This is a genomic window from Maritalea porphyrae (genome assembly GCF_027213965.1).
Classification (GTDB): Bacteria; Pseudomonadota; Alphaproteobacteria; order Rhizobiales; family Devosiaceae; genus Maritalea; species Maritalea porphyrae_A.
Genome location: NZ_JAPWGX010000003.1, coordinates 462,459 through 481,492, shown reverse-complemented (window position 1 = coordinate 481,492; position 19,034 = coordinate 462,459). Strand labels below are relative to the sequence as shown.

Here is a 19,034-nt window from a genome sequence, read left to right as displayed (position 1 = left end):
CGGACGCAGCAGATGCTCAGTCGCGCGCCATTTCTTCCAACGCCTCTGCCGCCACACGCTTAGTTATGGCTTTACCGCGCGAAAGGGCCAACTCATCCATCTTCTCCACAAGCGCAACAACTTGCGCGGGTGAACGCTCCATACGGGGCAAAATATAGCTTATCAGTGACGGTTCGACCTGCACTTGACGGTCATCAAATAGCTTTACAAAAAGATGCATCAAATGCGCATCGTCTAGCGCCGCAATTTCCACAGAATGTGCCAAGCGCAGCCGGGAGCGCACGTCATTGGTTTGCAAAGCCCACTCATTAGGGTGCAGAGATGCGGTTAACACCACTCGAAACTCACTTCGCATGGCCTGGTTCAACAAGTTGAAAAGCGCAGTTTCGCCCATCCAAAGCAAGTCAGCGTGTTCCACCAATAAATCTGACTCTAAATAGTCAGGCCATTTATCATTTTTTTCAATGCTCAAGGCGCCCATGTGTTTGGCCCAAATACCTGCCAAATGGGTTTTGCCCGATTTAGGTGGACCAAACAAAACGCTCACCTGTGCGGGCCACTCGTTGGCAACCAAGAAGTGGTCGTAGGCATTTTTGTTGCCAGCTCCAACAACAAAGTCAGCTTCGCCCATTGCGGTCTCAACCGGCAAATCCAACACCAATTGCTGGCCCTGTTTGGTCTCAGTCTTATCGTTTTTCATGCGCTATTGTTTTGCGCTTTCTGCAATATCAGCTTTTGGCAAATCTGCCACAGCCGTGCCTGATGTGTTGGACGGCTCATATAGAGGGCTTTCAAGATACTTTTTAACCGCATATCGACCAAGCACACCGGCGATAGCGGCCATAGGAACTGCAAGCAGCACACCAACGGCGCCAAATAGGAGTGCAAAGGCGAACAATGCAAACATGAGCCAGACCGCGTGCACGCCAATAGAGCGGCCCACCAATTTGGGGTAAAGAATATTGCCCTCGATAAATTGCCCAACCATGAAAATGCCGAACACGACACCGACCATGAACCAGTCCGGCCAGAATTGCACAATGGCCACGCCAATAGAGAGCACAAAGCCAACCAAAAACCCTACATATGGGATAAAGCTAAAAAAGCCAGCGGCCAAACCGATGGCCAGTCCAAAGTTTAGGTCAACCAAGGTCAGTGCGGTGGCATAAAACGCGGCCAAAATCATGACCACAGAACTCTGCCCGCGCACAAAACCAGCCATTGCGACATCGATTTCACTAAAGACGTATTGAATCTCTTTTCGGTGGGCCCGCGGCAAAAGCTCATCAATCCGCTTGACCATCTGGTCCCAATCAAGCAGCAAATAAAAGGCCACAACCGGCGTCACAATCATCAGTCCAAGGGCGTTGAGCATCGTCAAACCGCTTTGCGCAACTTTTGTCGAGACATCGACCATTACGCCAACTCCTTGGTTTAGGAGTTGATTGAGCCATTTTTGGAATTCCGCAGCGCGCTCCTCACCTAACCTCTCGACAATCGTGGGCGCATATTTATTGCCATATTCGGTCGCAAAAACTTGCAACTGCGAAATATAGTCCGGCAACCGCGCCACGAGACCCACCAGTTGGTTGATCAACGGTGGAACAATGAACAAAAACAGCCCAATAAACACAGCAACAGCAACAACCAGAATGGTCAAGGTCGCCCAAAAACGAGAGAATTTGATCTTTTCCAAAAGATCCGCAACAGGATCCAGCAAATAAGCCAAAATCATACCCGCAATGAACGGCAAAAGGATGCCGCGGAACACCCACATGAACAAAATGAACACGGCGAGCATAACAACCCACGCTTTTATCTGATTTTGCAGTGTCATATAGGGCTCCGCCTCTTGCGTGAATGTGCTCAAACCTTTATCAGCGCTGATATCGTTTTGAATGCGCTTATTCAACCAGATATGGCTGATCGCATCAACATTTTCGCCTAACAGCGCGAACATGCCTAAAAATAGGGATTGGGGCACAAAATGCCAGACAAAACACCAAAAAAAACCAACTCACTGTCATATCGTGACGCAGGCGTGGATATCGACGCTGGCAACGAATTAGTTGAACGCATCAAACCAGCAGTAAAATCAACAAAACGTCCCGGCTCTGACACAGAGATTGGCGGATTCGGCGGGTTGTTTGATCTTAAGGCCGCAGGCTTTACGGACCCAATTCTTGTTGCAGCAAATGATGGCGTGGGCACAAAGCTGAAAATCGCGATCGATAGCGGTGTGCATGATACCGTCGGCATCGATTTGGTGGCCATGTGCGTAAACGACCTCATTGTGCAAGGTGCGGAACCACTATTCTTTCTTGACTATTATGCAACCGGCAAGCTTGAAAATGATGTGGCTGTTGCCGTTGTTGAAGGCATCGCCGCTGGCTGCCGCGACGCCAATTGCGCGTTAATTGGTGGCGAAACCGCAGAAATGCCGGGCATGTACAAAGAAGGCGATTACGACCTTGCTGGCTTTTGCGTTGGTGCGGCGGAACGCGGCCACATGTTGCCAACCAATGATCTTACAGCAGGCGACGTGATTATCGGCCTCCGCTCTTCGGGCGTTCATTCAAACGGCTATTCGCTGGTGCGCAAAATCGTTGAGCTGTCCGGTTTGGCGTGGGACGCACCTGCCCCATTTGAAGATGGCGTGACCCTTGGTCAAGCATTATTGCGCCCTACGCGCATCTATGTGCGCCAGATATTAGCAGCGCTGAAAAACGGGGTAAAAATCAAAGCCCTTGCCCACATCACAGGTGGTGGTTTTACGGAAAACATCCCACGCGTCTTGCCTGATACGCTTGCAGCATCAATTGATCGCTCAGCAATTGTCGCTCCTCCGGTCTTTCGTTGGCTGGCTGAACAAGGCGGTGTCGCGACTGACGAGATGATGCGCACCTTTAACTGTGGTGTAGGCATGGTCATGGTAGCAAGCGCAAACGAAAAAGACACGCTGATCGCAGAGCTTAAATCAGCAGGTGAAGAACCACTTGTTCTTGGTGAACTGATTGATCGGGATGGCGAAGCGGTTGTTTACTCGGGTGAGCTTTCACTATGAGTGCGAAAACCAAGGTCGCAATTCTGATTTCAGGACGTGGCTCGAACATGCGCACATTGATTCAAGCTGCGAAACAAGAAGACTATCCCGCTGAAATTATTGGCGTATTCTCCAACCGCGCAGATGCTGCCGGTTTGGAGTTTGCCCAAAGTGAAAATATTCAAACAGCCGTTATTTCCCAAAAAGACTTCGACAGCCGTGAATCATTTTGTGAAGCCCTTGATGCACAACTTGAAGCGTGGGGCGCAGAGCTTTTGGCCCACGCTGGCTATATGCGCATTCACGCTGACGGGTTTGCGCAAAAGTGGACGGGCAAAATGCTCAACATTCACCCTTCACTATTGCCTTCATTCAAGGGCCTACACCCCCAACAACAAGCTTTGGACGCAGGTGTAAAAATTGCGGGCGCAACAGTGCACGAAGTTACACCAGAATTGGATGCAGGCCCGCCCGTTTTGCAGGCTGCAGTTCCCGTGCTCGATAGTGACAACGCTGAATCACTTTCCGCACGCATTCTAAAAGTAGAACATCAGATCTACCCATTGGCGCTAAAACAATTCATCGAAAAGCGCACAAATAACGATGCAGAAACAGCCGACCAAACCAATTTGATCTGGCCAAACTAGGAAAAAGCACATGACCAAAACCGTAGTGATCACAGGCGCAAATCGCGGCATCGGGTTCGAATTGGTCAAATGCTATCTTGCAAACGGCGATTGGCAAATCATTGCTGCTTGTCGCACACCACAAAAAGCAACTGCCCTGAACGATTTGGCCGATGCCACAGATGGCGACATTGAAGTTGTTCAACTGGATGTTTCTAGCGCGCAATCGGTCGAAGCTTTTTCAAAAGCGATTGGCGACCGCCCCATAGACATTCTGGTGAACAACGCTGGCGTGATTGGTGGTGAACATCAATCGCTGGGCGATATTGATTACGACGAATGGATGGAAACACTTGCGATCAATACATTGGGCCCGATCCGTGTCACCGAAGCTTTGATTGAGAACATTCGAAAAAGCAAAAATGGCAAGATCGTCGCCATTTCGAGCCAGTTGGGCGCAATGCAATATCAAACCCAAGGCCGTTTCGCCTATAATTCATCCAAAGCAGCGCTCAACCGCACAATGACTTTGTTGGCAAACCAATTACGGGCAGAAAACATAGCGGTGGCCATGTATCACCCTGGGTGGGTTCAAACCGACATGGGCGGGCAAGCAGCTGACATAACTCCGCCCCAAAGCGCAAGTGGTCTATACCAATGTTTTGAAAAACTCAGCCTCGCCGACAGCGGGAAGTTCTTCAAGTGGAACGGCGAACCCCACGCTTGGTAACCCCATCACAAATTGTGATGCAATCATCGTCAGAATCGGTTCGACAGACAGTCCATCAAGGCGTAGCGTCATCGTCTGATCAAAGGACTGCGTCACATGAAACTATCGGACTGGCTTATCATCATCGGGCTTGGCGTCATTTGGGGCGGCTCATTTCTGTTTAATGCGATTCTTATTCGTGAACTGGGGCCGCTTTCCGTTTCACTTGGCCGTGTAGGTGTCGCGGCAATTGGTTGCTGGGCATATTTATTGGCGACCAAAGTAAAACTGCCAACCGATTGGCGGATTTACGCGGGCCTCACGTTATTGGGTTTGATCAATTTTTCAGTGCCATTTGCTCTTTTCCCGCTCGCCCAGAACTACGTCAACGTTGGTATCGCAGGCATTGTAAACGCCATGACGCCAATCATGGTCGTCATCGTCTCCCATTTTTGGCCGGGCGGTGAAAAAGCGAACCCAGCCAAATCTGTTGGAGTTGCCATTGCATTTGGCGGTGTTGCACTTATCGCTTTGCCAGCATTACAACGTGGTGGCCAATCTGAGATCTGGGCGATTGGCCTCATGATGTTGGCCACCCTAATGTATGGCATAGCGCTGAACTACACGCGCTCATTCAAACGACTAAACCCTTCATTTGTCGCGACGATCGCCTTGAGCGGCGCAACGATCGCTCTTGTACCTGTAGTCCTTTTGACAGAAGGCGTGCCGCACATTCAAACTGCTCAGAGTTGGGGGGCTTTGCTCTACATCGGGCTGATCGCCACTTCCTTCACATTCCTCGTAATGTACCGAATATTGGAACGCGTGGGCGCAACAAATATGTCCACATCCACATTCATTGCTCCTATATCTGCAATCTTTTTGGGCTATATCGTGTTGAATGAGCAAATCCAAACCGTGCATATTTTGGGCATGCTCGCCATTTTCATTGGCATTCTGGCGATTGATGGCAGGCTATATAGGGCCCTGCGTCCAAATAAACTGCCAACCTGAGCAAATTGAATGCGTCATTTCTCTGTGCGTCCAGACGACAGCGGTAAGGCTTCATTTCCTCCGCGTCTCCAAGTCCGCCTTTTTTCGCAACTCGAGTTCCCACCATTCGCGCTTCAACGCCTCTCGAGAGCGTGGCAACTTCTCCTCCAATATCTCAAGTTTTGTAATACGGTCAGCCCGAAAGGCACGAAATGTTTGCCGCAACTCGCACCAACACAGCATCAACCTTTTGAAATCAAAATAGCCAATCGAAATTGGCCAAACCCGCCTTTCACTCAATTCGCTGGCTTCGTTCGAATATGCTATTCGCAAAATCTTGCCTGTTTTAAGTGCGGCCCTGAGTTGATGCGAACTTACGTGTCCCTCAAATCGATCCTTTGTTCTTGCGGGCGCATAAAGAGCCACATCGAAAAACTCTGCCTTTAACTCAATGGGCAATACCGCGCCAATTTTTGCCACCACGTCTTTTGCCGCCAATTGTTGGTCTGCATCCCCATGCACCTGAACCCATCGAGCGCCCAGCATTAGAGTCTCTAGCTCGGTTGAATTAAAGATCAGCGGCGGCAAATCCAACCCACCTTCAAGCACATAACCCACACCTGCTTCCCCACGCACAGGCACATTTATCGACTCAAGTGACACCATATCGCGATAAATCGTACGTTGTGTCACCTCAAGCTCTTGAGCAATCTGGCGCGCGGAAACCGGCTTGCCGGCGGCCCGCCGTAGAATTTGAACAATCTGCAACAACCGGTCGGCTCTTCTCATTTTGCACTCCATGCTGACACAACGCTGTCAGCATCCTGTCAGTATTGTCAGTTTCATACAACCAAACAGGGAACTGCAAAAATGATCACCTTTTTTCAACCACCAACGCCGCCATCAAATGCCAATCTAAGCCCGTTTTGCACCAAGCTGGATATGATCCTGCAATTATCTGGGCTTGAATTTGAGCGCGAATTACAAATGGACCCTCGCGAAGGACCAAAGCAAAAGGTTCCGTTTATCAAGGACGGAGGGGAGCCATTGGGGGATACCCAATTCATTGAGGCTCATCTCAAAACAAAATATAATGTCGATTTGCTCGCACATTTAAGCCCAAGAGAACAAGCGATGGGCCGCATGATCATGGGCACCGTTGAAGAGCAACTCTATTTTATTCTGGTATATACTCGCTGGCAGATTGATGCCAATTGGCCAATAATGGAAAACATTTTCTTTGGCCATATGCCCGAAGGCATCCGCCAGGAAGTGAGCACTGGCGCGCGCAAAATGATCCAAAGTGCATTGATTGGCCAAGGCATCGGTCGCCACTCGCCAGATGAGGCCTATACACTTGGCAAGCGAATTATCAATGATTTGAATGCACTATTAGGCGACACAGATTATTTCTTGAGTGACAGACCAACCTCAATCGATGCCAGCGTTTATGGCTGTTTGATCAATCTGGTCCAAAACCCTGTCCAAACGCCACTTGCTGATCACATCAAAGGGCACAACAATTTGGCGGCCTTCCTAGATCGCTTGTCGGCAGAATACTTTAAAAACGCGACAAGAGCTCTCGCAAAAGCTGCCTAGAAGCCTCGGGTGGCACACAAGTGCCACTCGCCTTCTGAGGTCAACGAATTGGACCAATTGGCCGCAGGTTCAATCAACCTATCAAATTCCAAATCGCCAACAAGACTCGTTCCGCACCCCTCAAATGCGCGCTCGCTCACAACCCAAACGAAATGCTTGTTCGTTATCTAAAGCATCTTTATGAAATGCAAATCAAACAATTCGTTCGGAGTGGCGTGGCTCGATCGGTTGCGCCCCACTTGTTGATAACCCAGCTTCTTGTAAAACTCTATGGCACCCTTGCTGGTCTCAAAAACTTCAAGAGTTGCAGTGGTGACGTCCTCAAACCCTTCCTCCGCGGCGCCCATTAGGGCGCGGCCAACACCTTTGCCCTGAAAGGCCGGATCAACATACAAACGGCCAACATAGATATTTTCAGGTTCCTCAAAGACCACCATGACGTGCCCAATTAGATTGTCACCAACAAATGCACCCAAACTCAGCTTGTTATAATCCACGATTTCGCCGTTGAGTTTTGCATCGGCATGTAAGTCATCTGAAAGCTCATCAATGAGCGGTTGACCTAATGTGTCCTGATAGGTGATCGACCAAACCGCATGAAGCAGCCGCTTAAGTTGAGGTACGGTTTCAAGAGCAATTGGTTTGATGTCAAAATTCGAACTTTTTGTGTTCAAGACGCACCTTCCCTTCGGGGCAAAATCTAGTTTTGAACCGGAACCGTTGGCGAGGAGATATCGATCAATTGTCCGTTGGGGTCTTCAACGAGCATCCGCTCTTGGCCATAAGGCATCGCAGTTGGAACCGAAACGACATTTGCACCCAACTGCATTGCTGCAGTATGCGATTGGTGAACATCTTGAACGACAAAAGTAAGAATGCCGCCGGTCGCGCGTTTTGCCATTTCTTCTGGCACAATGGGGTTGGCTTCGTCCAAAATTGCAAGCTCAATTAGTGGCCCGCTCTCCGGCGTTAGTATGACGAACCAATCACTATCAAAGTGCCGCTTAAGTTCCAAGATGGAACAATAAAACGCAGCAGTGGCGGTCACATCCTTGGCCAAAATAGTATAAAACAGTCGAGAAACGCTATTCGCCATGACGTGCTAGATCCTTTTCCATCCGGTATTCGTAAAGCACATCATCGGTATGAGCGTCCCGGGTTTTTGCAACGATTTCAAAACCTTGCCCTTTATAGAACTCAACCGCACGCCTATTCGGTTCATAGACTTCCAGATACGCTTTATGAGCATGAGGAAAGGCACCAATGGCTTGCTGCAATAGCGCTTTGCCAATTCCTTTCCCATGATAGTCATGATCAAGATAAAGCCGGGCCAAATGGATGGTGCGTGGTTCAGGTTCGTACATCAGTGCATGCCCCACAATCTGCCCTTTGTCACAAGCCACCAGGCTACAAGTCCGTTCGGACTGAGCTTCGGCAATCAACTTTTCAAGCGTATGCCATCCCGCTGCCAACGTTGTAACGCGGTCAGCACCTAAAAAGGTATCATAAGTTTCGTGCCAAATGCACAGCAATGCGGCTTTAAGTTTGGCAGCATCTTCTGCCATTGTCGGCCGAATTGAAACTTGAATGGGCATAAAACACACTAAACATCATCAAAGGGTCATGGTCATCTTAATGCTGGAGGGCTCATCTGCCGGCGTCGGCTCTGGCCCCGCTTCATAAAACCCAATTGATTTGTAAAAAGCAATGGCGATATGATTATGTTCTAAAACACCGAGCTCCACATGAGCTGCGCCAGGAAAACACTCAATGGCACTGGACAACAGTGTTTTTCCAATGCCGCGACGTGCTGAGCTTTTGAGCACATATAGATAGGCGACCAGCAAGGAATTGTTTTGGCGGGGTAAGACATAGATGTGGCCAACAACTTCGCCGGCCGACACAGCAATCAAATTGCAAGCGTTCGTGTCGCTAAGGCGTTCTTCAAATTTCTCAGCCGTCAGCCAAACTTTGCAGATTTCTTCTAGCTTTGGGGCTGGGATGATGTCCACATAGCTCTCGCGCCAAGAGCGCACCATCATAGAGCTCAGATTTGACGCATCTGAAACTAGTGCGGTGCGGATCGAAAATGGATTTTGATCCGCACCCATTTGACTAAAGGCCCAACTTGGCTTTCAAAATCTCATTCACCGCTTGTGGGTTTGCTTTGCCCTGTGATGCTTTCATCACCTGACCAACAAACCAGCCCATAAGCTTTGGATTTTGCTTGGCTTTTTCCACCTGATCGGGATTAGCGGCAATGATCTCATCAACCACTTTCTCAATCGCACCGGTGTCAGTAACCTGTTTCATGCCGCGGCTTTCAACGATTTCAGCCGGGATGCCACCTTCGGTCCAAACGATTTCAAAAACGTCCTTGGCAATTTTGCCTGAGATATCACCCTTTGAAATCAGTTCAACGATGCCGCCCAATTGTTCGGCAGAAATAGGACTGTCAGTGACGTTTAGCCCTTCTTTGTTCAACCGACCAAAGAGCTCATTAATCACCCAGTTGGCCGCCAGTTTGCCATCGCGTCCGTCAGCCACAGCTTCATAGTATGCTGAGCTTTCGCGATCTGCCACCAGAACACTGGCATCATATGATGACAGGCCAAATTCGGTTATGAAACGCGCACGTTTTTCGTCCGGCAACTCTGGCAAGTCTTTTGCCAACGCTTCGATAAATGCATCATCGAACTCAAGCGGCAACAAATCTGGGTCTGGGAAGTAGCGATAGTCGTGTGCTTCTTCTTTTGAGCGCATCGAGCGTGTTTCGCCCAGTTTTGGATCAAACAAACGGGTTTGTTGGTCAATAGTGCCACCATCTTCCAAAATATCAATTTGGCGACGGGCTTCATATTCAATCGCTTGGCCTGCAAAACGCACAGAGTTGACGTTTTTGATCTCGCAACGCGTGCCAAATTCACCGCCCGGACGGCGCACAGAAACGTTGATATCTGCACGCATAGAGCCCTGCTCCATGTTGCCATCACACGTCCCCAAATAACGCAAGATCGTGCGCAATTTGTTGATGTAGGCTTTAGCTTCATCGGCTGAACGCAAATCAGGCTTTGAAACAATTTCCATCAAAGCAACGCCCGAACGGTTCAGATCAACAAAGCTCATATTTGGGTGCTGATCATGAATTGATTTGCCTGCATCTTGTTCAAGGTGCAAACGCTCAACGCCAATCTCAACTTCACCGTCTTCACCCATGTCGAGGTAGATTTTACCTTCGCCAACAATCGGGTCTTTAAACTGTGAAATCTGATAGCCTTGAGGCAAATCCGGGTAAAAATAGTTTTTACGGTCAAACAATGATCGTTTGTTGATTTGCGCTTTTAGGCCCAAACCTGTGCGCACAGCTTGGCGCACACATTCTTCATTGATCACCGGCAACATGCCGGGCATGGCCGCATCCACAAAGCTCACATTATTGTTGGGTGGCTGACCAAATTCAGTTGATGAACCAGAGAACAGCTTTGATTCAGAAGTGACCTGTGCGTGAACCTCTAGGCCCAGCACCATTTCCCAGTCGCCTGTCGCGCCTTTGATGAACTTCTTTGGGTCCGGCGTGCGTGTATCAACGAGTTGTGTCATATCGTTATCTCTTATGTCTTGCCGACTAGCTTTGGCTGCGGCGGGCGGCAATGACGCCCTTTTCAAAATTCACATTCCAATCAATCAGGGTCCGCCAAATCAACTCGGCTTGATCCTCATCCAATTGCTTTTCCAGCGCGCGGGCACGCACTTTATCAATTACCGCTTCAATCCGCGCCTTGTCGTAGGCTTCATGTGGGTCGGTCTTGATCGCGGCCATTCGGGTCACATATCCATGACGCTCTGCAAACAAATTGATCAAGTCCTGATCAAGACGATCAATTTCAGATCGCACATCTTGTTTGGTTTCGCACTGTGCTGGAGTTTTAATCCGATCAGCCATCATACCCGCCTTTGTCCCTACCACCATTTAGTCGGTGTAAAATCCAAACCATGTGATTTTTCAATCACCCGTGCTGCCGCAAACAATGTCTCTTCGTCAAACGGCTTGCCGATCAATTGAAGTCCCAACGGAAGCCCCTGCCCGTCTTTACCAGCAGGTACTGCAATGCCCGGCAATCCAGCCATATTCACAGTCACGGTGAATATGTCATTGAGATACATTTTGATTGGGTCAGACTTCATTTCCTGATCAGCAACACCAAATGCAGCAGAAGGTGTCGCAGGTGTCAAAATCGCATCGACACCATCGCTAAACACATTTTCAAAGTCGCGCTTAATTAGCGTGCGAACTTTTTGCGCTTGCACGTAATAAGCGTCGTAGTATCCAGCGGACAGCACATAAGTTCCAATCATCACCCGACGCTGCACTTCGTCACCAAAGCCTTCAGCCCGTGTGAGTTCGTACATATCAGTGATGTCTTTACCCGGAACGCGAAGACCATATTTCACGCCATCAAAACGCGCTAAGTTTGACGATGCTTCAGCGGGAGCCACAATATAATAAGCTGGCAATGCATATTTAGTGTGCGGCAAAGAAATATCTTTGATGATCGCGCCTTCGGCTTTGAGCCATGCAAGACCTTGCTGCCACAGCTTTTCGATCTCCGCTGGCATACCGTCCATGCTGTATTCTTTCGGAACACCAATGGTAAGCCCCTTAACACCACGCTCAACGGCTGCAGCAAAATCAGGTACCGCCATATCAACCGACGTAGAATCTTTCGGATCAAACCCACAAATCGAAGTGGTCATGATCGCCGCATCTTCAACTGTGCGGGCAATTGGGCCGGCCTGATCAAGCGACGACGCGAATGCAACAGTGCCCCAGCGCGATGCGCGGCCATATGTTGGCTTGATACCGACCGTGCCGGTAAAGGCTGCAGGCTGACGAATTGAACCACCCGTATCGGTAGCCGTCGCCCCAGCACAAAGCCAACCCGCAACAGCGGCCGCTGAACCACCAGATGAACCACCTGGCACCAGATCGGCATTTGAGCCTTCAGCGCGCCAAGGGTTAATCACCGGGCCGTAATATGAAGTTTCGTTTGAAGACCCCATCGCAAACTCGTCCATGTTGAGCTTACCCAACATAACCGCGCCATCGTCCCACAAGTTCTGTGTGACAGTGCTCTCATATTCTGGTTTGAACCCATCCAGAATGTGGCTAGCAGCCTGTGTGTGCACGCCTTTGGTGGCGAACAGGTCTTTAATCCCCAATGGCACACCTTCCAGCGCACCACCTTCACCCTTTTGCAATTTTACATCACTCTGCGCAGCCATATCCAGCGCTTGATCAGCAGTAACAGCCACAAACGCATTCAACGCTTCAGCTTTTTCAATTGCCAATAGGTAAGAGGCTGTAACTTCTTTTGAGGTGAAGTCTTTTGCCTTGAGTCCCTTTGCGGTATCCGCAAGGCTCAATCGTGTTAAATCTGTTGTCATCGAAATAATTCCTCAAACCCGCCCATCACGAGTTCTTTTTCAAAAAAGGCAGAATAGTCGCTAGCAGGATAGTCAAGCACCGGACCGCATTTGATAAAACCGGCATTTTCATAAAGCCGATATGCACCCGCGTACCCGTCGCCTGTGCCCGTTTCGAGCACCAAGCGCTTATGGCCACTCACCCGCGCTTTGTCCTGAATAGCATTCAAAAGTCGAACACCGACCCGTTTACCGCGCACTTCCGGCCGGGTGAACATGCGTTTAATCTCGCCCACTCCGTCGCCATGGTCTTTTAAAGCACCAATGCCAACCGCCTTGTTGTCATCGTCCCGAGCCACAAAAACTGTGGTCGTGTCGTCATCCATGTCTTCGACCGTCATGCAAAAGTTGAACTCTGCAGGTGCAAGCGGCTCAATATGTTCATTGAGCGCCGCGACAAGGTCGCGCACATCTTCTTGCAAAGCAGTTTCAACAAAAACGGTAATGGCCATGAATGCTACTCAACGACCTTTGGCACCATGAAGAAATTGTCTTCGGAAAGCGGTGAATTGGCGACAATCTTTTCCGGATAACCACCGTCGGTGACTTTGTCTTCCCGACGGCGCAACGCCATAGGGGCAACAGACGTCATTGGCTCAACGCCAGTAACATCAACTTCAGAAAGCTGCTCAACAAATTCAAGGATCGTGTTGAGTTCGCCGTTCAGCTTTTCAACATCGCTATCTTGAACTTTAATACGCGCCAAGCGCCCAATACGCTTCACTGTATCGGCATCGACCGACATATGAGACTCCTCAAGAAATCAGGAAAGGTTATTGGCGCTTTTAGCAATGCCAGTGGGACCTGACAACCAAAAGCAACACCAAAAATGCCAATTTAGTCTCTCAGTGCCAGAATAATGCGAAGATCAATCACTTGCGCAGCGCTTTTTGGTCAACCATTATGCGGAAACAGCAACTTGCACTGTTCTTCACAGCAACTCAAATCCGAGGACAAACATGTCGATATTCTCAATGGGGCTTATTACGCTGATCGCCATACTGCATATTTACATTCTTTGGTTTGAAATGTTCGCCTGGGAGAGCCGTGGCCCAAAAATCTTTCGCAGCTTCCCCAAAGACCTTTTCGCCCCCACAAAAACAATGGCTGCGAACCAAGGGCTATATAACGGCTTTCTGGCAGCTGGACTTATCTGGTCACTCTTAATTGGTGATGCCGAATGGGCAAAGAATGTGGCCCTGTTCTTTTTGGGGTGTGTCTTTATAGCTGGCGCATATGGGGCGGTAACGGCGTCCAAAAGAATTCTATATGTTCAGTCCGTTCCAGCAGCATTGGCCATTGTTTTGGTATTGCTCACCTAAAACAAATCTAAAGCTCAATCGCTAGGCTGGGCTCAAGCAATTGTATTCGCGCACCACCTGCTTTTGCCGCAATTTCATCCACGTCAAGGTTTTCCATATCCGATATGGCAATCAACACTTGTCGCACCCCTTTGCCAACCAATCCCTCCAGCGCGCCCAAACATTGCTGATAGGTGCCAGCGCACAATGCCACAGCACCGTCGATCCATGCCTCAAATTCGCGATTAGGCTCATTCCCCAGAAATTGGATCACCAAGCGCTCATCAGGCAAAGCATCAAGTACAAATATTCCCGCAGATGCCAAATAGCTTTCTGGTTCATCCATTACGTCAATCAGCCGCCCACCAGACATCTTAGGTTCAGCGTTCATCAATGGTTGAAACGGAGAAACTTGATTTTCAGTGATCACGATTGCCATACCAACAAGCTCATTTGCTGAAACATGTGCCATTGCGTCTTCTGGATAGAACACAAACTCCTTATCGCTAAACTTCACGCGAAAACATCTTTTGCCGAACCAGATGATCCGCATGACAGCATCCTATTTGCTTGAACTATATGTGGTGAGACGCTAGGGAAGATTCACCAGTATTGCCAGCAAAAGAGCACCCTTTGTCACAAGAAGATCAATTTCCACTCGACGCATTACCCACTAAAGGCCGCTTGATCGGCTTGGATTTGGGGACCAAGACCATTGGTGTCGCCATTTCTGACGGTCTGCAAATGACAGCGACCCCCAACGTTACAATCAACCGCAAGAAATTTGGTTTGGATGCCGAACGTCTATTGGAAATAATCAAAGACAACGCATGTGTTGGCGTTGTCATTGGTTTACCGCTCAATATGGACGGCTCAGAAGGCCCTCGCGCCCAATCAACCCGTGCCTTCGTGCGCAATTTCACCCAAAAATGCGATCTGCCGATTGCCTTTTGGGATGAACGCCTGTCCACCAGCGCCGTCACACGCACAATGATTGAAGCAGACATATCTCGCGCCAAACAAGCAAAAGTGGTCGACAAATTGGCAGCCAGCTTCATCCTGCAAGGCGCATTGGACCGCCGCCGTTAAGTCTGTTCGCCTTATTGGTGGGGATAGAGCTGATTTCCCTTGAGCGCAAAAGGGCCTTGGGGTATGTCGGGGAAACCGACTTGGAACGAGGCATATGACAAATACTTCGCCACGCCATAACGCATTCTCCCAAAAGCATCTACTTGGCATTGCAGATCTTAACCCTGTTGAGATTGTTGAATTGCTTGATCGCGCTGAGACCATGGTCAAAGTTTCACGGCAGCAAAAAAAGGCCAAGCACACTTTGGCAGGCCGCACACAGATCAATCTGTTTTTTGAAAACTCTACCCGTACGCAAAGCTCTTTTGAAATTGCGGGTAAACGCCTAGGCGCAGATGTGCTCAACATGGCGGTGAGCACATCAAGTGTCAAAAAGGGTGAGACCCTTATTGATACAGCCACAACACTCAATGCCATGCAGCCAGACGTGATCGTGGTGCGCCACGCCTCCTCTGGTGCGGTGAAGCTCTTGTCGCAAAAAGTGGGTTGCTCAGTAGTCAACGCAGGTGACGGCACCCACGAACACCCAACCCAGGCGTTACTTGATGCCCTCACCATCCGCCGCCACAAAGGTCGCTTGAATGGGCTGACCGTTGCCATTTGTGGTGATATCGCCAATTCACGAGTTGCACGTTCAAACTTGATGTTGCTCAACGCCATGAACGCGCGCACCCGGGTTATTGCACCAAGGACGATGTTGCCCACGGGCATTGAACATCTTGCTGCTGAAGTCTTCACTGATATGGAAGAAGGCTTAAAAGACGCGGATGTCGTGATGATGTTGCGTATTCAGCGCGAACGCGCCGCAGGGCAACAAATCCCGTCTGTCAGAGAATTCTATCGTTTTTATGGCTTAGATGAACGCAAACTGGCATTCGCCAAACCAGATGCAATCGTGATGCACCCCGGCCCAATGAACCGCGGCGTGGAAATTGACCCCGCCATTGCCGATTGCGATCGTTCAGTGATTACAGAACAGGTGGAAATGGGCGTTGCGGTGAGAATGGCAGTGCTTGAAGCGCTACTGGCAAATGATGAGGTGCAAGCATGAGCAACCAACTGGTCATCAAAAATGCTCGCATAATTGATCCTGCCTCAAACACCGACATGCATGGTTCAATTCTCATTAAAAATGGTAAATTTGCCAAAATCATCGAAGGTGAAATTGAATTACCTGAGGGCGCAACTGTACATGACGCACAAGGCCGTATTATTGCGCCAGGCCTTGTGGATCTTCGCGTCTTTACCGGAGAACCGGGCCGCGAATATCGCGAAACCTTAAAAACCGCCTCAAATGCCGCCGCTGCTGGCGGAGTAACGAGCGCGCTGATCATGCCGGACACCAATCCTGTGCTGGACGATGCGGCATTGATCGACTTTGTTGCTCGTCGTGCCCGCGACACAGCAGAAATCAACTTCTACCCCGCAGCTGCGATATCAAAAGGCTTAGAAGGGCAAGATATTGCTGAATTTGGGCTGCTGAAAGAAGCAGGCGCCAAAGCCTTCACGGATGGGCGCAACAGCATCCAGAACCCGGCGCTGCTCAAAACCGCCTTCACTTACGCTCAAAACTTTGACATGCCGATCATCCACCATGTGTCTGACGCCAACTTGACAGGCAGTGGTGTCATGAACGCGGGGCTGCTTGCGACTGGATTAGGTCTAAAAGGCATCCCACACATCGCAGAAACAATCCCGCTAGATCGTGACGTGCAATTGGCTGAGGCAACTGGCGTTCGTTACCATGCAGCGCAAATCTCTTGTGCCAAGTCAGCTGAAATCATCGCGCGGGCGAAAAAACACTCGAAACGAATCTCCGCTGGCATTTCAATCAATAATCTTTGCCTAAACGAGAACGACATCGGCGACTATCGCACCTTCTTCAAGCTGGCGCCCCCACTTCGAAGTGAGGATGAACGCCAAGCCATGATTGCAGCGCTAGTTGATGGGACGATCGACGTTATTCACTCCGCCCACGACCCACAAGATATGGAAGGCAAGCGCCGCCCATTTGCCGAAGCGGTTGATGGCGCGGTCGGCCTAGAAACTATGCTCAGCGCCGCTTTGCGCTTGGTCCACGAAGAGCAAATCGATCTGATTTCACTATTGCGCACCATGTCCACGAACCCCGCAGACCTGTTAGGCATCGATGCTGGTCGCATCCAAAAAGGGGCACCCGCAGATTTTATCGAAATTGACTTAGACTACCCATGGGTTGTTTCGGAAAATGATCTGAAATCGCGCTCGCAGAACACTGCATTTGAAGGTGCGCGATTTAGTGGTAAGGTTACAGCAACCTTTGTAAGTGGCACCAAGATATACGAACTGGCAGACGCATAAATGACACTCCTTTTTCTCTTCGTTGCAGCAGTTGGCGGCTATTTTCTTGGCTCTGTGCCGTTTGGGCTGGTGTTGGTTCGCCTTGCAGGCTTGGGTGACATTCGAGATATTGGTTCAAAAAGCATTGGCGCAACAAACGTTTTACGCACAGGCCGCAAGGATCTGGCATTAGCGACCTTGTTGCTGGATGCTGGAAAGGGCGGCATCGCTGTTTTGCTCGCCCGATATTTCTTCGGTGAAACTGCCGCCCTTATTGCAGGTGTTGCAGCTTTTGCCGGGCACTGCTGGCCAATATGGCTGGGTTTTAAAGGTGGCAAAGGTTTTGCGACCTATCTGGGCACCTTATTTGCCTTCAATTTCATTGTGGCACTACTTGTGTGCCTAACATGGGCCGTTGTTGCTTTCGCCCGTCGTTATTCTTCGCTGTCGGCACTTTCCGCCGCAGCTGCTGCGCCAGTTTTCGCTTGGATCTGGTCCGGCCCATACTTAAGCGCTGCGTGTGCAGTGATTTCCATATTTTTATACTATCGACACAAAGAGAATATTTTACGCCTTATGAACGGTACCGAACCCAAAATAGGTGGTGAAAAGTCTCAATCGGCTAGCTGATGCAGCTATTCGATGAGCCGACACCTCCCAAAACACATCTCTCTGACAATCAAAAGCTGGCTTGGCTAAGGCTGATCCGCTCCGAAAATGTTGGCCCTGCCACATTCAAGCGTTTGATCAACCGATACGGCACAGTTGATGCCGCATTGAACGCTTTGCCAGCTCTGGCGGCGCGCGGCGGCGCTGCCAAACCAATAAAAGTCTGCCCCACCGAAGACGCTATTCGAGAAATCGAGCAGTTGAATAAACTCGGCGGCCGACTAGTTGCACTGGGCGAGCCAGACTTTCCTCCCCTGCTCGCTCATGCGTCGGGCGCGCCGCCCTTGCTTTCAGTACTTGGGCAGGCGCGCTTCGACATGCAAAAAAGCCTCGCCATAGTTGGCGCCCGCAACGCATCAGCCGCTGGAATGGCACTTACACGCCAATTGGCCTCTGAATTGGGTCAGGAAGGTTATATCATTATCTCCGGTCTTGCGCGCGGCATTGATAGCGCCGCTCATGCCGCTAGCTTGAAAAATGGAACAGTTGCAGTATTTGCCGGCGGCGTCGACCATATCTACCCCGAACAAAACCGAGATTTAGCGCAATCGATCGTCGACAATGGTGGTCTATTGGTCAGCGAGATGCCCCTCGGCACGCGTCCTATCGCCCGCGACTTTCCACGCCGCAACCGCATCGTAGCAGGAATTTCACTCGGCGTTATGGTTGTAGAAGCGGCCATTCGCTCAGGCTCCCTCATCACCGCGCGTTTGGCAAACGAACAAAACCGCGATGTCATGGCGATCCCCGGCTTTCCATTGGATCCTCGTGCCGCAGGTGGCAATAAATTGATCCGAGATGGCGCGACGCTCGTAAGAAATGTGGATGACATAATAGAACAACTCAACACGTTCGAATTGAGCCAACCAACGCTGTTTAACGAGGATGAAGAGGAATTCGCAACAGAGTGGGATATGGACCAAGCACCTAACGCCACTGACGAGGTGTTATCAGCACTCAGTCATACCCCCATTGCAATTGATGAGGTGATAAGAGCAACCAATTTGCCCGCTCAAGCGGTGCAAATGGTTTTGCTAGATCTTGAAATTGCAGGGCGTATAGAAAGGTCTGCCGGGCAGCTCGTAAATATAAAATTGAGCGCGTGAAATAAAACATTCACTTGAATTCGTCATGTTTCTCCACTAGGTGACCACATCAGCAACGTGTTGAATGATTGACATTGAACACCGAACAATACCATG

The 19,034-nt window shown here is 49.9% G+C and carries 24 protein-coding genes; 11 read left to right on the top strand and 13 right to left on the bottom strand.

All coding sequences use genetic code 11. The features are described from left to right. Nucleotides 1-16: 16 nt before the first annotated feature. Both O4H47_RS11285 and O4H47_RS11280 read right to left on the bottom strand, forming a co-directional pair. The gene (locus tag O4H47_RS11285; RefSeq protein ID WP_269394081.1) at nt 17-700 is read right to left on the bottom strand and encodes a hypothetical protein; all 684 of its coding nucleotides are present in this window, start codon (nt 698-700) and stop codon (nt 17-19) included. A 3-nt stretch (nt 701-703) separates the two neighbouring features. Then, nucleotides 704-1,837, bottom strand: a complete 1,134-nt coding sequence (locus O4H47_RS11280) for an AI-2E family transporter (RefSeq protein ID WP_269394080.1) — start codon at nt 1,835-1,837, stop codon at nt 704-706. Between the two features lie 150 nt (nt 1,838-1,987). Between O4H47_RS11280 and purM the strand changes: the two genes are divergently transcribed. The 4 genes from purM (at nt 1,988) to O4H47_RS11260 (ending at nt 5,392) form a co-directional block, all read left to right on the top strand. Further along, nucleotides 1,988-3,064 carry a phosphoribosylformylglycinamidine cyclo-ligase gene (purM, locus tag O4H47_RS11275; protein WP_269394079.1) on the top strand — a complete coding sequence of 359 codons (1,077 nt, stop codon included), beginning with the start codon at nt 1,988-1,990 and terminating at the stop codon, nt 3,062-3,064. Further along, nucleotides 3,061-3,690, top strand: coding sequence for a phosphoribosylglycinamide formyltransferase (gene purN, locus O4H47_RS11270; RefSeq protein ID WP_269394078.1), 630 nt, complete (start codon nt 3,061-3,063; stop codon nt 3,688-3,690). Before purM ends, purN begins: the two co-directional genes overlap by 4 nt. Before the next feature lie 10 nt (nt 3,691-3,700). Beyond that, nucleotides 3,701-4,399 (top strand): SDR family oxidoreductase, encoded by a 699-nt coding sequence (locus O4H47_RS11265; protein ID WP_269394077.1) that lies wholly within the window; start codon nt 3,701-3,703, stop codon nt 4,397-4,399. 96 nt (nt 4,400-4,495) lie between these two features. After that, nucleotides 4,496-5,392 carry a DMT family transporter gene (locus O4H47_RS11260; RefSeq protein ID WP_269394076.1) on the top strand — a complete coding sequence of 299 codons (897 nt, stop codon included), beginning with the start codon at nt 4,496-4,498 and terminating at the stop codon, nt 5,390-5,392. Between the two features lie 51 nt (nt 5,393-5,443). Here O4H47_RS11260 and O4H47_RS11255 read toward each other — a convergent pair whose 3' ends face one another. Continuing rightward, nucleotides 5,444-6,160, bottom strand: a complete 717-nt coding sequence (locus O4H47_RS11255) for a helix-turn-helix transcriptional regulator (RefSeq protein ID WP_269394075.1) — start codon at nt 6,158-6,160, stop codon at nt 5,444-5,446. 81 nt (nt 6,161-6,241) lie between these two features. Between O4H47_RS11255 and O4H47_RS11250 the strand changes: the two genes are divergently transcribed. After that, nucleotides 6,242-6,970 (top strand): glutathione S-transferase family protein, encoded by a 729-nt coding sequence (locus tag O4H47_RS11250; protein WP_269394074.1) that lies wholly within the window; start codon nt 6,242-6,244, stop codon nt 6,968-6,970. A gap of 167 nt (nt 6,971-7,137) precedes the next feature. Here O4H47_RS11250 and O4H47_RS11245 read toward each other — a convergent pair whose 3' ends face one another. Genes O4H47_RS11245 through gatC form a run of 9 tightly spaced genes read right to left on the bottom strand, consistent with a single transcriptional unit; the run spans nt 7,138 to nt 13,199 of the window. After that, nucleotides 7,138-7,644: a GNAT family N-acetyltransferase gene (locus tag O4H47_RS11245; protein ID WP_269394073.1), complete on the bottom strand. Its 507-nt coding sequence runs from the start codon at nt 7,642-7,644 to the stop codon at nt 7,138-7,140. Between the two features lie 26 nt (nt 7,645-7,670). Continuing rightward, nucleotides 7,671-8,066 carry a VOC family protein gene (locus O4H47_RS11240; RefSeq protein ID WP_269394072.1) on the bottom strand — a complete coding sequence of 132 codons (396 nt, stop codon included), beginning with the start codon at nt 8,064-8,066 and terminating at the stop codon, nt 7,671-7,673. Next, the gene (locus O4H47_RS11235; protein ID WP_269394071.1) at nt 8,056-8,565 is read right to left on the bottom strand and encodes a GNAT family N-acetyltransferase; all 510 of its coding nucleotides are present in this window, start codon (nt 8,563-8,565) and stop codon (nt 8,056-8,058) included. The genes O4H47_RS11240 and O4H47_RS11235 overlap by 11 nt, the downstream gene beginning before the upstream one ends. Before the next feature lie 18 nt (nt 8,566-8,583). Beyond that, nucleotides 8,584-9,081, bottom strand: a complete 498-nt coding sequence (locus O4H47_RS11230) for a GNAT family N-acetyltransferase (RefSeq protein WP_269394070.1) — start codon at nt 9,079-9,081, stop codon at nt 8,584-8,586. Between the two features lie 4 nt (nt 9,082-9,085). After that, nucleotides 9,086-10,570: an Asp-tRNA(Asn)/Glu-tRNA(Gln) amidotransferase subunit GatB gene (gene gatB, locus O4H47_RS11225; protein WP_269394069.1), complete on the bottom strand. Its 1,485-nt coding sequence runs from the start codon at nt 10,568-10,570 to the stop codon at nt 9,086-9,088. Nucleotides 10,571-10,595: 25 nt separating this feature from the next. Then, nucleotides 10,596-10,913, bottom strand: coding sequence for a chorismate mutase (locus O4H47_RS11220; protein ID WP_269394068.1), 318 nt, complete (start codon nt 10,911-10,913; stop codon nt 10,596-10,598). 17 nt (nt 10,914-10,930) lie between these two features. Then, entirely contained in the window at nt 10,931-12,415 is a 1,485-nt protein-coding gene (gatA, locus tag O4H47_RS11215; protein ID WP_269394067.1) for an Asp-tRNA(Asn)/Glu-tRNA(Gln) amidotransferase subunit GatA, read from the bottom strand. Beyond that, the gene (locus tag O4H47_RS11210; protein WP_269394066.1) at nt 12,412-12,906 is read right to left on the bottom strand and encodes a GNAT family N-acetyltransferase; all 495 of its coding nucleotides are present in this window, start codon (nt 12,904-12,906) and stop codon (nt 12,412-12,414) included. The genes gatA and O4H47_RS11210 overlap by 4 nt, the downstream gene beginning before the upstream one ends. A gap of 5 nt (nt 12,907-12,911) precedes the next feature. After that, complete coding sequence (gene gatC, locus O4H47_RS11205) at nt 12,912-13,199, bottom strand: Asp-tRNA(Asn)/Glu-tRNA(Gln) amidotransferase subunit GatC (RefSeq protein WP_269394065.1); 288 nt, start codon at nt 13,197-13,199, stop codon at nt 12,912-12,914. Between the two features lie 214 nt (nt 13,200-13,413). Between gatC and O4H47_RS11200 the strand changes: the two genes are divergently transcribed. Next, complete coding sequence (locus O4H47_RS11200) at nt 13,414-13,776, top strand: DUF1304 domain-containing protein (protein ID WP_269394064.1); 363 nt, start codon at nt 13,414-13,416, stop codon at nt 13,774-13,776. Nucleotides 13,777-13,783: 7 nt separating this feature from the next. On the opposite strand, the gene O4H47_RS11195 is transcribed toward O4H47_RS11200, so the two are convergent. Then, on the bottom strand, nt 13,784-14,308 hold the full coding sequence (locus tag O4H47_RS11195) for a hypothetical protein (protein WP_269394063.1): 525 nt from the start codon (nt 14,306-14,308) through the stop codon (nt 13,784-13,786). 80 nt (nt 14,309-14,388) lie between these two features. Here O4H47_RS11195 and ruvX point away from each other — a divergent pair, with 80 nt between their 5' ends. From ruvX to dprA, 5 genes are all read left to right on the top strand, one after another. Continuing rightward, on the top strand, nt 14,389-14,844 hold the full coding sequence (gene ruvX, locus O4H47_RS11190) for a Holliday junction resolvase RuvX (protein WP_269394062.1): 456 nt from the start codon (nt 14,389-14,391) through the stop codon (nt 14,842-14,844). Between the two features lie 94 nt (nt 14,845-14,938). Beyond that, entirely contained in the window at nt 14,939-15,895 is a 957-nt protein-coding gene (locus tag O4H47_RS11185) for an aspartate carbamoyltransferase catalytic subunit (RefSeq protein ID WP_269394061.1), read from the top strand. Beyond that, the gene (pyrC, locus tag O4H47_RS11180) at nt 15,892-17,184 is read left to right on the top strand and encodes a dihydroorotase (RefSeq protein WP_269394060.1); all 1,293 of its coding nucleotides are present in this window, start codon (nt 15,892-15,894) and stop codon (nt 17,182-17,184) included. Before O4H47_RS11185 ends, pyrC begins: the two co-directional genes overlap by 4 nt. Further along, a complete protein-coding gene (gene plsY, locus O4H47_RS11175; RefSeq protein ID WP_269394059.1) occupies nt 17,185-17,793 on the top strand; it encodes a glycerol-3-phosphate 1-O-acyltransferase PlsY in 609 nt (202 codons plus the stop codon). Next, nucleotides 17,793-18,938 (top strand): DNA-processing protein DprA, encoded by a 1,146-nt coding sequence (dprA, locus tag O4H47_RS11170; RefSeq protein WP_269394058.1) that lies wholly within the window; start codon nt 17,793-17,795, stop codon nt 18,936-18,938. Before plsY ends, dprA begins: the two co-directional genes overlap by 1 nt. Nucleotides 18,939-19,034: the final 96 nt, after the last annotated feature.

Excerpts from the sequence above, each read along its gene's own strand:
- O4H47_RS11285 (WP_269394081.1), bottom strand. The coding sequence starts at position 700 with ATGAAAAACGATAAGACTGAGACCAAACAGGGCCAGCAATTGGTGTTG.
- O4H47_RS11280 (WP_269394080.1), bottom strand. The coding sequence starts at position 1,837 with ATGACACTGCAAAATCAGATAAAAGCGTGGGTTGTTATGCTCGCCGTG.
- purM (WP_269394079.1), top strand. The coding sequence starts at position 1,988 with ATGCCAGACAAAACACCAAAAAAAACCAACTCACTGTCATATCGTGAC.
- purN (WP_269394078.1), top strand. The coding sequence starts at position 3,061 with ATGAGTGCGAAAACCAAGGTCGCAATTCTGATTTCAGGACGTGGCTCG.
- O4H47_RS11265 (WP_269394077.1), top strand. The coding sequence starts at position 3,701 with ATGACCAAAACCGTAGTGATCACAGGCGCAAATCGCGGCATCGGGTTC.
- O4H47_RS11260 (WP_269394076.1), top strand. The coding sequence starts at position 4,496 with ATGAAACTATCGGACTGGCTTATCATCATCGGGCTTGGCGTCATTTGG.
- O4H47_RS11255 (WP_269394075.1), bottom strand. The coding sequence starts at position 6,160 with ATGAGAAGAGCCGACCGGTTGTTGCAGATTGTTCAAATTCTACGGCGG.
- O4H47_RS11250 (WP_269394074.1), top strand. The coding sequence starts at position 6,242 with ATGATCACCTTTTTTCAACCACCAACGCCGCCATCAAATGCCAATCTA.
- O4H47_RS11240 (WP_269394072.1), bottom strand. The coding sequence starts at position 8,066 with ATGGCGAATAGCGTTTCTCGACTGTTTTATACTATTTTGGCCAAGGAT.
- O4H47_RS11235 (WP_269394071.1), bottom strand. The coding sequence starts at position 8,565 with ATGCCCATTCAAGTTTCAATTCGGCCGACAATGGCAGAAGATGCTGCC.
- O4H47_RS11230 (WP_269394070.1), bottom strand. The coding sequence starts at position 9,081 with ATGGGTGCGGATCAAAATCCATTTTCGATCCGCACCGCACTAGTTTCA.
- gatB (WP_269394069.1), bottom strand. The coding sequence starts at position 10,570 with ATGACACAACTCGTTGATACACGCACGCCGGACCCAAAGAAGTTCATC.
- O4H47_RS11220 (WP_269394068.1), bottom strand. The coding sequence starts at position 10,913 with ATGGCTGATCGGATTAAAACTCCAGCACAGTGCGAAACCAAACAAGAT.
- gatA (WP_269394067.1), bottom strand. The coding sequence starts at position 12,415 with ATGACAACAGATTTAACACGATTGAGCCTTGCGGATACCGCAAAGGGA.
- O4H47_RS11210 (WP_269394066.1), bottom strand. The coding sequence starts at position 12,906 with ATGGCCATTACCGTTTTTGTTGAAACTGCTTTGCAAGAAGATGTGCGC.
- gatC (WP_269394065.1), bottom strand. The coding sequence starts at position 13,199 with ATGTCGGTCGATGCCGATACAGTGAAGCGTATTGGGCGCTTGGCGCGT.
- O4H47_RS11200 (WP_269394064.1), top strand. The coding sequence starts at position 13,414 with ATGTCGATATTCTCAATGGGGCTTATTACGCTGATCGCCATACTGCAT.
- O4H47_RS11195 (WP_269394063.1), bottom strand. The coding sequence starts at position 14,308 with ATGCGGATCATCTGGTTCGGCAAAAGATGTTTTCGCGTGAAGTTTAGC.
- O4H47_RS11185 (WP_269394061.1), top strand. The coding sequence starts at position 14,939 with ATGACAAATACTTCGCCACGCCATAACGCATTCTCCCAAAAGCATCTA.
- pyrC (WP_269394060.1), top strand. The coding sequence starts at position 15,892 with ATGAGCAACCAACTGGTCATCAAAAATGCTCGCATAATTGATCCTGCC.
- plsY (WP_269394059.1), top strand. The coding sequence starts at position 17,185 with ATGACACTCCTTTTTCTCTTCGTTGCAGCAGTTGGCGGCTATTTTCTT.
- dprA (WP_269394058.1), top strand. The coding sequence starts at position 17,793 with ATGCAGCTATTCGATGAGCCGACACCTCCCAAAACACATCTCTCTGAC.